The 12,294-nt window shown below is 51.7% G+C and carries 8 protein-coding genes; 4 read left to right on the top strand and 4 right to left on the bottom strand.

Going from position 1 to position 12,294, the window contains the following annotated elements; translation table 11 throughout:
* Nucleotides 1-104 precede the first annotated feature (104 nt).
* Nucleotides 105-974, top strand: coding sequence for a methylenetetrahydrofolate reductase (locus KPC83_RS01450; protein WP_216278821.1), 870 nt, complete (start codon nt 105-107; stop codon nt 972-974).
* Nucleotides 975-1,101: 127 nt separating this feature from the next.
* Nucleotides 1,102-1,935: a hypothetical protein gene (locus KPC83_RS01445; RefSeq protein WP_253200960.1), complete on the top strand. Its 834-nt coding sequence runs from the start codon at nt 1,102-1,104 to the stop codon at nt 1,933-1,935.
* On the opposite strand, the gene KPC83_RS01440 is transcribed toward KPC83_RS01445, so the two are convergent.
* Entirely contained in the window at nt 1,932-4,517 is a 2,586-nt protein-coding gene (locus KPC83_RS01440) for a homocysteine S-methyltransferase family protein (protein ID WP_253200958.1), read from the bottom strand. The two genes, KPC83_RS01445 and KPC83_RS01440, sit on opposite strands and share 4 nt — an antisense overlap.
* A 176-nt stretch (nt 4,518-4,693) precedes the next feature.
* On the opposite strand from KPC83_RS01440, the gene KPC83_RS01435 reads away from it, so the two are divergent.
* Together KPC83_RS01435 and yhbY are read left to right on the top strand one after the other, a co-directional pair.
* On the top strand, nt 4,694-6,058 hold the full coding sequence (locus tag KPC83_RS01435; protein ID WP_216278820.1) for a PFL family protein: 1,365 nt from the start codon (nt 4,694-4,696) through the stop codon (nt 6,056-6,058).
* Between the two features lie 169 nt (nt 6,059-6,227).
* Complete coding sequence (gene yhbY, locus KPC83_RS01430) at nt 6,228-6,527, top strand: ribosome assembly RNA-binding protein YhbY (protein ID WP_216278819.1); 300 nt, start codon at nt 6,228-6,230, stop codon at nt 6,525-6,527.
* A gap of 47 nt (nt 6,528-6,574) precedes the next feature.
* Here the strand turns inward: yhbY and KPC83_RS01425 are convergent, their stop codons facing one another.
* From KPC83_RS01425 to KPC83_RS01415, 3 genes are all read right to left on the bottom strand, one after another.
* The gene (locus KPC83_RS01425) at nt 6,575-9,367 is read right to left on the bottom strand and encodes a phosphoenolpyruvate carboxylase (protein ID WP_371819273.1); all 2,793 of its coding nucleotides are present in this window, start codon (nt 9,365-9,367) and stop codon (nt 6,575-6,577) included.
* 215 nt (nt 9,368-9,582) lie between these two features.
* Nucleotides 9,583-10,893 (bottom strand): histidine--tRNA ligase, encoded by a 1,311-nt coding sequence (hisS, locus tag KPC83_RS01420; RefSeq protein WP_216278818.1) that lies wholly within the window; start codon nt 10,891-10,893, stop codon nt 9,583-9,585.
* Nucleotides 10,894-11,034: 141 nt separating this feature from the next.
* On the bottom strand, nt 11,035-12,162 hold the full coding sequence (locus KPC83_RS01415; protein WP_253200949.1) for a DMT family transporter: 1,128 nt from the start codon (nt 12,160-12,162) through the stop codon (nt 11,035-11,037).
* Nucleotides 12,163-12,294 lie beyond the last annotated feature (132 nt).

Here is a 12,294-nt window from a genome sequence, read left to right as displayed (position 1 = left end):
TATAATCATCACACGTACACCGTTTTGCTACGCACTCACGCGAATTGCGGGATTTGACCAATACCTGTTGAGCAGTGCGTACATACGCCCATCAAGGAGGGCTCATGCGTATTGACACCTGCTTTGACGATGCTGCGCGCACAAAATCCAAGCCTGTTTCGTTTGAAATGTTTCCACCAAAAGGTGAAATGAGCTTTGAACATGCGCAAGAAGTTGCGCGTGCCCTTGCAGTTGAGCAGCCCGATTTTATGAGCGTAACCTATTCGGCGGGAGGCTCTGGCAACCAAGGTGCTACAGCAGCTATCGCTCAGTTCATTGCCCAAGAAACCCATATTCCCTCCATGGCGCACTTAACTTGTATTTCGTTGTTCAAAGATGATCTTGCTGTAAAAATTGCTGAGCTTAAGGCAGCGGGTGTTGCAAACGTTCTGGCTCTACGTGGTGATGTTCCTCTCCACGAAGCAAGCTCAAGCCGTCCTGCTGATTTTCGCTATGCAAAAGACATTATTCCTCATCTGGTAGAAGCCGGCTTTTGCGTTGGAGCAGCAGCGTATCCTGAGGGACATATTGCCTGCGATGACCTCGCCCGCTCCATTGCCCATCTCAAAGAAAAGCAAGATGCAGGGGCTTCATTTTTTGTAACGCAGCTCTTTTTTGACAATATCTATTTCTATCGTTTTCAAGAACTTGCCACGCAAGCAGGAATCACGGTTCCCATTTCGGCAGGTATCATGCCGTTTATGAGCAAGCAACAAATTAGCCGTATGATTTTTCTTTGCGGGGCATCACTTCCTGCTCCCGTCATCAAGTTGCTTGCCCGCTGGGAAGATGACCCGGCATCGCTTCGAGCGGCGGGAATAGAATACGCCTGTCAGCAAATAGAAGATTTACGTGCTCATGGCGTTGATGGTCTACATATCTATACTATGAATCGCGCAGACGTTGCTCGGGCGTGTATGAGCGCAGCACGGTAAGCATCAACTGTGGTGCTATGTCGATGATGCAACTGTTGACAGCGTAGCAGATTAGCATCACGGCTCGTTTTACAAAGAACAAGAGGACAGATACCACTACACCACTGAATTGAGGCGCAAAAAGCATATGCACATACATAGCCTTAGTGATGACGCGGTGCATCAGCAAGATGAGGCGCACGCTGCACTTGAGCACGCGCTCAAAACCCCACAGCTCTACCGCCCCAATCGCGCTGAGCGTCCACCCGTTGACCGCACCGAAATGCTTAAGTTCTTAGGATACAGCGGGCAGACAATTACAACTGATTTACAAGAGCGCATTGATGCCGTGGTTGCCGATGTCGAAGAGCACTTTATTCCCAAAGGCGTATTTCGACTCTTCCCCGTTGATGCAAACCGGCTTGACACTAACGGTCAGCCCGCTATTCATCTTTGTAAAAGCACAATTGAACTTCAGGGTAGAGATATTTTTCGTCATCTAAAAGATGCTACCTACTGTGCCGTTTTAGCCTGTACACTTGGCATGGAAAGCGAACGGCGGCTGCGCACTATGGGAAGTGCTACCCCTGTAGAATCTGCGGTATTAGATGCCGCCTGTTCGGCTGCAGCTGAAAGTGCTATTGAGGCTATGGACAAACGTGTTCAAGCTCTTGCAGCGCAAGCAGGTATGAAAACTAACTGGCGGTTTTCCTGTGGCTATGGAGATTGTCCGCTTGAGGTACAGCCGGTACTTGTTGCAAGCCTTAATGCAACGCGGCTTATTGGGCTTAACGTATCTGCTACCAATCTTTTGCTTCCTAGCAAAAGTGTCACTGCCATGATTGGCCTTTTTAAGGGAGACGTAGCTGATGCCAGCACACGCCCCAGCTGTGATGGGTGTCGCTTACGAACAAGCTGCCCTTTCCGCGCCAGAAAAACCCGCTGCTATGCCCCTATAAAGCGCGATGTAAGCACCTGCTAATCGGCTTGACCGCCAAAAACCGTCTCCGCGATACGCGCACTTTCGGCGGCGTCTTTTGCGTAAAAGTCAGCGCCAATTTCTTTCGCAAATTCAGGCGTGAGCACTGCACCGCCTACCATCGTTTTAACTTCTGGCGCGTGCTCATGCAACAGCTCAATAGTTGTTTTCATAGCGCCAACCGTTGTAGTCATGAGCGCCGAGAGCCCCACCAATTTGAGCTTATGTTCTTGCACAGCCTCAAGCACACGCTCGGGCGGAACATCGCGCCCTAAGTCATACACCGTATAGCCGTAGTTTTCGAGCAACATCTTTACGATGTTTTTGCCAATGTCGTGAATATCACCATGCACGGTCGCAAGTGCCAGCGCACCTTTCTCGGCAAGCTGCTGAGCTGGCATAAGACGTTTGATGGTATCAAAGCCCGCACGCGCGGCCTCAGCCGAGGCCATGAGCTGCGGCAAAAAGAACTCACCACGGTCAAAGCGCTGACCCACCTCATCAAGGGCAGGAATTAAATGCTCGTTGATAACATCCATAGCGTCTTGAACTTGCAGCAATGCCTCTGTTGCAGCTACCACCTCAGCTCGCCGCCCGGTTATAACTGCGTGGCGAATAGAACCCTCCGGATTCTCATTGCCTGCCTCCAGAGAGTTAGTATCTTGAGCTGATTTGGCAGCATCTGTAGAGCTCGGTGTTACCGATACACCCGTGCCGTCCACCGGAACTTTATACGGGTCACCCCACGCTGCGTAGCGCTCGATATATGCACCCGAGCCCTTATCCTCAGTATTAAGCACTCGATACGCACGCACGGTGTCCATATATCGCGCTGAGCCCGGATTTAAGATAGGTGCGTCTAAGCCCGCCCCGAAAGCTGCCGCCAAAAACGTTGCGTTTAACAGCTCACGCGCCGGTAGCCCAAAACTAACGTTTGACACGCCCAGCGCCGTTTTAACACCCAGCTCATCTTTACAACTGCGCACGGCTTGTAAAATATCACCCACCTGCTCCTGGTTGGTAGATGCCGTCATAACTAAGCAGTCAATCAGCAGGCGTTCGCGACCAATACCCCACTGCTCGGCACCATCGATAATGCGCTGTGCAACCGCAACACGACCTTTTGCCGTATCAGGGATTCCTGCATCATCGAGTGCCAGACCTACCACGCAGCACCCATAATGCGCGACAAGCGGAAATACCTCGTTCATAACGTGTTCTTTGCCGCTGACCGAATTGATGATAGGAATACCAGCATATCGACGAACAGCAGCTTCAAGTGCTACAGGGTCGGTTGAGTCAATCTGTAACGGCGTAGTTGTAGCTGCGGCGATTGCTTCGGCGACCTGGGGCAACATGCGCGCTTCGTCTACATCGGGTAAACCAACATTGACATCCAAGATGTCTGCGCCCTGCTCCTGTTGAGAAATCCCCTGCTCCACAACATAGTCAAGCATTCCTGAGCGCAATGCTTTCTGCAACCGCTTTTTACCAGTTGGGTTAATGCGCTCACCAATAACGGCAATCTGATGCTTACCTTGTGGAAGGCGAACCATGGCTTGCGCCGAAGTCACCGTGAGTGCTGGGGCTAAGGTTCGCGGAGATGGTGTATGCCCCTGCAGAAGCCCAGCTAGCGCCTGAATATAGGCGGGCGTGGTACCACAGCAACCGCCTACTACTCCAACTCCGCCGTTTATCATGCCGGCAACAGCCTCAGCATACTCTTCTGGCTGAATGTCATAGACTGCATGCCCGCAGTCGGCATGAGGAAGCCCAGCGTTTGCCTGAACCATAATAGGTTTAGCACTTACCGCCATCATGCGCTGTGCAAGAAGTCGAAGCTCAGCCGGGCCGAGTGAGCAGTTAATACCCACTACATCAACACCTAAGGCATCTAGTGTTACAGCAGCAATCTCAGGGCTTGTCCCCAAAAAGGTACGGCCATCCGCCTCAAAGGTCATCGTGGCACATATTGGCAGCTGCGAGTTTTCTTTTACCGCAAGAACTGCCGCCTTAATTTCTGCCAAATCGGTCATCGTTTCAATGACAACCAAGTCAACGCCTGCAGCAACACCAGCTTGTACCTGCTCGGCAAATAAATCATGCGCCTCATCAAAGCTAAGCGTTCCCAAGGGTCGCAAAAGTGAACCAATAGGCCCCATATCAAGAGCGACGTAGCGTGGCGATGCTGCACGGGCACAGACAACGGCAGCTTGAATAACGGAACTAACCGATACCTCTGTGGTTCCGTGAGCAAGCTTGAGCGCATTGGCGCCAAAGGTATTCGTCGTAATAACCTCAGACCCTGCTTCTACATAGGCACGATGAATGCGCGTCACTACATCAGGCTGCTCAAGGTTCAACAGCTCAGGCAAGGCACCAGCCGCAAGACCTGCCTCTTGTAGCATGGTGCCCATGCCGCCATCAAAGAGCAGATGGCGCTTGCCCTCAAGCACGAGGCGCAGCTCAGCATCTGCATAGACAAGTGTGTCAAGTGTGCGCGGCCGATACATCTCTGGCTTGGTGCCCATCTCAGTTAGCGCACAAATATAATCACCCGATGTTGTGTTAGCAGTGCAGCTCATATGCCTCCTCATAACGCAATGTTTGCAGTATAGGCATGTCTTATAGCCATGCGAGTGCGGGCGCAAAATTTTTAGATATGTTACGCAACGAACGCACGGTGATACAACGGCAACAAACACCGAATAAGGACGCTACAATACCTATCATGTATTCTTAACACGGCTCAGGAGCAGCTATGTCAATTACCCAACAAGAGATTGCTGAAACACGTGGCATGGTGGTCGAGCAGCACCTCGACATTCGCACAATCACCATGGGAATCTCGCTCAAAGGCTGCGCCGATGAAAACCTTGAGCGTATGTGTACTAAAATCTATGACCACATCACCAAAACAGCCGAACATCTCGTGCCTACCGCCGAAAACCTTGAACGCGAATACGGTATTCCTATTGTTAACAAACGTGTGGCAGTTACACCAATTGCAGAAATTGCTGCAGCAAGCCCCGCTCTTGACTTGGTTCCACTGGCGCACGCCCTCGACCGAGCTGCTCATACCTTAGGTATTGACTACCTAGGAGGCTTTTCTGCTCTTGTACACAAAGGCATAGGAGATGCAGATCGTCGTCTCATTGCTTGCATTCCCGAAGCGCTCACAGCAACCGAGCGAGTTTGCTCGAGCCTGAATGTGGCAAGCCTGCGTGCTGGAATTAACATGGACGCCGTTTTGCTTGCGGCGCAGCTCATCAAGCGCGCTGCTGAGCTAACCGCCGACCGTGAATGCGTTGCCGCCTCAAAGTTTGTTGTCTTTGCCAACATGGTGGAAGACTCCCCCTTTATGGCTGGTGCAGTACACGGCAGCGGTGAGGCTGATGCTGTGATAAACGTAGGCGTTTCTGGTCCTGGCGTTATGGCTGCCGCCCTAAAAGCGCTGCCTAAAACCGCAGATATTATGCAAGTAGCAGAGCAAATTAAAGAAACAGCCTTTAAGATTACTCGTGCAGGCGAGCTGATGAGCCGCGAAGCCGCTCGTCGCCTAGGGGTATCAAAGGGTATTGTTGATTTATCGCTTGCCCCAACACCAGCAGTAGGAGACTCTGTCGCGCGCATCCTCGAAATCATGGGAGTTGGTCAGTGTGGAGGCCCTGGCACCACCGCCGCACTTGCACTCCTCAACGACTGCGTCAAAAAAGGTGGAGTTATGGCCAGCTCAAGTGTGGGCGGACTATCAGGCGCATTTATCCCTGTATCAGAAGATGCTGGCATGATTGCTGCTGCCGAGTCAGGTGCACTCAGCCTCGAAAAACTTGAAGCCATGACCTGCGTCTGCTCTGTTGGCTTGGATATGATTGCGGTACCTGGTGATACCAGCGTTGAAACCATTGCCGGCATCATTGCTGATGAGATGGCGATTGGCGTTATTAACAACAAGACAACAGCGGTTCGTATTATCCCTGCGATTGGCAAGTGTGAGGGCGAAGCGGTTGAATGGGGCGGCTTATTTGGCAAGGCACCTGTGATGCCGGTTAACAAACACGCGGGGACAGTCTTTGCGCATCGCGGCGGGCGTTTCCCGGCTCCCCTAAACTCGCTCAAAAACTAACGGAGCTCCAAGCTAGTACCCATAACGCACCACACACATAGCACGGGCGATGACACGCGCTCTCAGGCATACTGCCAATGGAGCTTAAAGCGCGCCGCTGGCTGCGGCTGTGTTACAGTATGCTCCATCATGGATATGTTTAATTGCTCAGGGCAAGATTGGAATACACATGGCACTCTCTGGAAAGCAAGTTCGATATTTGCGAAGCCTCGTACATCATGCAAACCCCTCGGTATTTGTGGGCAAAGCCGATATTACCGATGGCGTGCGTAAACAGGTTGAAGATGCCCTTGAGGCGCATGAGCTCATCAAATGTGGTGTTCAAGACGGCAGCGAGCTCACTGCTCGCGAGGCAGCCGAAGCCTTAGCTGAGCAGCTTGAAGCTGATGTGGTGCAAGTTATTGGACATCGCTTTTCGCTCTATCGCAAGAGTCACAAGAAGGATATAAAGCATATCGAGCTGCCCTAGCCCATATCTGAGCTATGCAGCTCTTTTACCCTCTCCCACAACGCACATCAGCCGGTATTTTGCAAACCAGCTGATACTCCTGCTACCGTTGCCAAAATAAGGCTCAAGTAGTTTGCCTTAGCCTCTTCAGAAAGCTCCTCTTGCCGCATGCGCACCTCACGAAGTGCACGCACCTGTGCCAAAGAGAGTGCATCAACGTAGGGGTTTCGCATGCGCACCGCGCGGCCGAGCACTCGCCGATGCTCAAGCGGCCACTCATCACCAACAATAGCAAGCGTCCATTTGCGGGTAAGGCTCATCTCATGAAATACCTTAACTGCCAAATCTTCGCGTCCACCCAAGGCAAGATACATTTTGGCGATACGCTGGTCAGTCTTTGCAATTGACATCTCAATATTGTCAATAAAGGTGCTGAATAGCGGCCATTCACGATATGCCTGCTGCAACAAGGCAAGATTGCCCAGCTGCTCACAGGCAGAGCCCAAGCCATACCACGCAGCTAGGTTAATACGCGCCTGGCTCCAGCTAAATACCCACGGAATAGTACGCAGGTCATCAAGGGATTTTGCACCTAGACCACGTTTTGCGGGACGACTGCCAATAGGCAGCAAGCCTACCTCGGTAAGCGGCGTTACCGTACTAAACCACGGCGTAAAGTCTTCGCTATGCAACAGCTCAAGGAAGCTCTGATGCGAGAGTTTAGACAAGGTTTCTGCCATAGAGGCGTACTTGTTGGTCATCTCAGTATTGATACGCTCAACCGATGGAGCACTGGTAAGCAAGGTTGCCGCGGCAACGCTCTCAACATGGCGCGCAGCAAGCGCCTGGTTACCGTAGCGCGCAAAGATAACTTCACCTTGCTCGGTTAGCTTAAAGCAGCTGTTGACCGAGCCTTTAGGCTGGGCAAGTACCGCACGGTTAGCAGGACCTCCACCACGACCAACAGCACCGCCACGACCATGCATGAGCACAAGCTGAATATCGTTCTGGGCTGCCCAGGCAACGATACGCTCCTCAGCCGTATGCAGAGCAAGGGTTGCAGTTGTCGGTCCTGCATCTTTTGAAGAATCAGAATAGCCCAGCATGATTTCCATACGCCGGCCTGTGCATGCCAAACGCGCCTGCACCGCCGGAACCTTTAGCATGCCATCAAGCACATCAATACAGTTTTCGAGGTCTTCAAGCTGCTCAAATAGCGGAATGGCGTCTATCTCAGGCACATCAGCTTCATGCGAAAAGGCCAGCTGTGCAAGCTCATACACATCAGCCACGTCTTGCGCACTCTTGGTGAACGAGATGATATAGCGCCGCGCGGCCTTGATGCCATAACGGCGCTGAATCATGCCAAGTGCCCTAAACGCATCTAGTACCTCACGCGTCATAGGGTCAAGTGCACCGTGCTCGCCGTTTCGACCATGCGCGCGAATATCTGCCAAAGCCCGCGCGTGCACCACTGAATGTTGACGGAACTCAGTTTCAACCAAATGAAAACCAAAGGTCTCAACCTGCCAAATAAGCGTTTGAACAGGTCCATATGCTGCGCGCACAGCGCCAGCCTCAGCAAGGGAGCGCTGCACAACGCGCAAATCAGCAAGAAACTCCTCAGCGTTTTTATACATAGTATCGGCGTTGCGACGAATTGTTGCACTGAGACGCTCCGCCATAACAAGCATTACAGCGCGATGCATTTCATGTGCCGAAATTCCAGCAGCGCGTGTGGTAATTACCTCGCTCATCTCAACCTGATGATTCCAAAGGTCAAGCAGCTCTTTTGAGGGGTTGGTATACGTTACTTCAAGCGTGAGATTACGACCCACGCGGCGGCATTTATGCTCAAGCTTGGCAAGAATATGCTCAGCATAGGTGCGCGCCACCTCACGGCTCACCTTTGCAGTTACGTTAGGATTGCCATCGCGGTCAGTGCCAATCCAACTCCCTGGGTGAAAAAATGCCGGACAAACAGGAGGAACTGTTCCTGCTTTATCGCCGAGCAGCCAATTGTCAAAGCGGCGATATACCAGAGGGATTGTGTCAAATAGGGTGCGGTCAAAAATCTCAAGAATCGTTGAGGCTTCCTCAACTGGAGTAGGCTTTTTACGCGCAATAAGCGACGTGCGCACCAGAGCGTCAATCTCTTGCAACATGTGACGCTCATTTTCTAAAAGATCGGTGCCACCTACATGAGGGCGCTCTTCAAGCAGCTTTGCTAAACGGCGAATCTTGCCCTCAACCGCCTTACGACGCGCCTCGGTGGGGTGTGCCGTAAAGACCGGATGAAACTCCAGCTGGTTGAGCAAGCGCAAGGCCTCTTCTTGTCCCACTTCATCAACCAAGCGCTTAAAAGCAACCGTAAGCTCATTGGCAGGGTCAACCTGTGTTGGCAGCACAAAAGCGTCTCCAGCTTCTGTCTCATCGCTAAGCGTTACCAAGCTCTCACGCTCACGCAGCGCGGCAACACGGTAGTTCTCTTCTGCCAAATTAGCCAGATGGAAGAACGACGTAAACGCACGTACAAGCATCTGAGCGTGGTCTAGGTCAAGCGTATCAATAAGCGCTACGGCATCGCGAAAGGCCTCGGCACCTATTCCGGATCCGGTAGGTATACCCTCAGCGTCAATTGTTTCAAGAGCTGCATCGGCACCAGGGTTTCCTTCATTAGCCAACACAACATGGCTGAGCAGTTTGTCAAAAAGCTCACAAACCTGTGGGTCGTACTCATTGAGCACTTTGCGCTCAAGACGCAAAAAAAGCGCCAAGTTATCGCGCAAGCTCTCAGGAATATCAATCTCTGCAATCTCAGACAAGGCCAATCCTTCCTGATAGATTATAGCTCGCTCAATTATACGCTGCAGTTGGCTCAAGCGTGGTTTCAAGCGCTGTTGTCAATGCTTTGTTACATTTAGAGCTCGAAAACTATCTGCTGATACAAATTGCATGAGCACGGTCTTATGGCAAGCAAGCAAGCTCTCTGAGGCATCGCCCCAGATTCTATCCGGCTTGCCAAAGCAGTTGATACTCATGCATTGCGCACTGCCATCATGCGAGCAGGACATGCTTATAGAGCAGCAAGCTCTTCGAGCAAAGAATCTCGCTTGATAAGAGTCTCTTCGTGCGTTTGCATATCGCGTAGCTTGATACAGCCTTCTGCCAGCTCATTAGCTCCAAGCACCAGAATATGGCTCACACCCAACTTATCGGCCAGCTTAAACTGACTCTTGAGTGAACGCTGCTGGTAGTCAGCTTCAACATACCAGCCGGCTTGCCGCAATTTACGGCAAATCGAAAAAGCTTCTAGGCGCATATCTGGTCCAGTTGTTGCCACAAAAATCCCAGTACCCTTATCTACCATAAAAGGCTTGCCAAGTGCCTCAAGAGCAAGATACACGCGCTCAAAACCAAGGGCAAAACCCACGCTGGGCGTGTGCTTGCCGCCTTCAAGCTCAACCAGCCCGTCATAGCGACCACCGCCGCCAATTGAACCAACACCGGCTCCGGGCACTTCAACCTCAAATACCGTGCGGGTGTAATAATCAAGGCCACGCACAAGCGTTGGGTCCTCAACATAGCTTATACCTGCTCTATCAAGATATGCCTTAACTTGAGCATAATGCTCGTCACAGTCGGCGCATAGGTGTTCCGGTGCAAGGGGTGCGTCCTTCATCACAAGTTGGCAGTGCTCATTTTTACAGTCAAAGGCACGCAAAGGATTTATCTCAGCACGCTCAAGGCACTCATCGCACATCTCGTCCTTGTGTTCCAAAATAAAGCTGCGTACAAGCTCACGATATGCCGGTCGGCACGCCGGATCGCCCATCGAATTAATAAGCAAACGCATATCACTCGCACCAAAACCCACTGCCTGATAAAAATCAATAAGCATCATGATGCACTCAGCATCAGCGGCGGCATCCGAAGCGCCAATCCACTCAAGGCCAATCTGGTGAAACTGACGCAAACGACCTTTTTGCGGCCGCTCGCCACGAAACATCGCCTCTGCATAATAGCCTTTGAACGGTGCAGCACCCTGAGGTACCAGGTGATTCTCAACAATTGAGCGCACCACGCCTGCCGTTCCCTCAGGACGCAGGGCAAGACGCTGCTTAGCTTTAAGCGCCGTATCACTTCCCATTTCAAGCACACGCTCAAAATTGGCACCCGAGAAGACCCGAAACATCTCCTTGCGCACAACGTCAGTTGACTGACCAATACCATGCACAAAGACATCGAGTTGTTCAAGCGCAGGGGTTTCAATGCGCTCAAAGCCAGCGCGTGAAAAGATAGTGCCTGCAATCTCTTGCATGCGCATCCAAGCGCGCATCTCATTGCCCATAAGGTCTTTGGTACCCTCTGCCTTTTGTGCTTGCATAGTGCATCCTCTCCGGTCTTTTATCACCGGCTAGTATACCGGTACTTTCGTCTGCTGTGCGGCACGGCATGCGCTCAACACGCGCGTGGGTGTAAATGAGCCGTGTTTATTCGCGCGACCACCTAGATGCAAGCCAGCGCGCTAAGCTCGCCTGCTTGTGCGAAATAAAAACGCAAGCTTTGTTTCTGCCACAATAATTGAAAAGAAGATAAGCCCAAAACCCACAAGCAAACGGCCAGACAACAACTCGCCGGCAAGCATCACCGAGAAAAAGACACCTGAAGGAGACTCGAGCGACAGCAGCAACGATGCTGTCGATGCCGGAACGTGTGCAACTGCCAAGTTTTGAATAAGAAGACCCACACAGGTACAAATAATTGCCAAAAACAGCAACATGCCCACAAACGACGGAGTCCACGCCGAAGACGGAGGAGCTGTTTCGGTTAGCATGCCTAAGTTTAAGCTGAGCACACCGATTACCAGAAACATCCAAAACGTTAAAACATTAATGTCAAAGTTAGTGCCAGCCTTTGACATATATGCAATTTGCAGTGCAAAAAACAGCGCGCCAATGAGCGTTAGCAAATCGCCTGTTGCCAGCGAAAAATTATCGAGTGCAACAAACCCTATGCCTGCTAAACAAAGCAGCGCTGCGCCTACGTTATAACGTGTCAGCGTCTCACCCGTCACAAGATGAGCCACAAAGGGCACCATAACGCAGTAAGTACCGGTTAGAAACGCGTTTTTTCCTGCCGTTGTTTCAACAAGACCCAAAGACAAAAAGGTATAACCTGCCCACATAAGCGCACCGAGCAACATGCCCCACCACAGCGTGCGTGCTCTAAAGTGTGCGCGTATACGCTTGAAGAACAGTATTCCCAGCACAAGGGCTGATACCAAAAACCGGACAGCGAGCATATATGAAGGCGGCAGCGTATCAAGAATCTCTTTCATGACATAAAACGAGAATCCCCAAATAAGTGCCATGATAACTAGTAGGGATTTCCAAAAGATAGGTGGACGCGCTCCCGCACCGCGCAAGGCACCAGGCAAACGGTCCTCAGGCGGTATTATGGGGTCGTTAAGCATCGCTTGATTGGGGTGCGCATGGCAATTGCGGGGACTACGTGCGGCTCGCTCAGTACTCAAGCCGGTATCGACAGGCGAAGCCGCGGTGCATCGAACGGTGGTGCAGTTGTTGCAGCTGCTCGCATGTTGTTCACTCGATGATAAGGGTTGGTCACACGCAGCAGTAGTTTTGACAGCCATAGGACTCCATCGTCAGTTTGTAAGGCGTGGTGTCCGCGCACAACCACCAGTACATGTTAGTTGCGCCGCCTTGGAAGGACTACATAGCATTGGACCCCCGATGCTACAGCGAATGTAACATGCGGGGGTCTC

The sequence above is a fragment of the Collinsella sp. zg1085 genome, from assembly GCF_018889955.1.
Lineage (GTDB): Bacteria > Actinomycetota > Coriobacteriia > Coriobacteriales > Coriobacteriaceae > Collinsella.
This window is presented reverse-complemented; position numbering and strand designations above follow the sequence as displayed.

Bases quoted from the DNA above. Each gene is read 5' to 3' on its own strand.
- KPC83_RS01450 (WP_216278821.1), top strand. From the start codon at position 105: ATGCGTATTGACACCTGCTTTGACGATGCTGCGCGCACAAAATCCAAG.
- KPC83_RS01445 (WP_253200960.1), top strand. From the start codon at position 1,102: ATGCACATACATAGCCTTAGTGATGACGCGGTGCATCAGCAAGATGAG.
- KPC83_RS01440 (WP_253200958.1), bottom strand. From the start codon at position 4,517: ATGAGCTGCACTGCTAACACAACATCGGGTGATTATATTTGTGCGCTA.
- KPC83_RS01435 (WP_216278820.1), top strand. From the start codon at position 4,694: ATGTCAATTACCCAACAAGAGATTGCTGAAACACGTGGCATGGTGGTC.
- yhbY (WP_216278819.1), top strand. From the start codon at position 6,228: ATGGCACTCTCTGGAAAGCAAGTTCGATATTTGCGAAGCCTCGTACAT.
- hisS (WP_216278818.1), bottom strand. From the start codon at position 10,893: ATGCAAGCACAAAAGGCAGAGGGTACCAAAGACCTTATGGGCAATGAG.
- KPC83_RS01415 (WP_253200949.1), bottom strand. From the start codon at position 12,162: ATGGCTGTCAAAACTACTGCTGCGTGTGACCAACCCTTATCATCGAGT.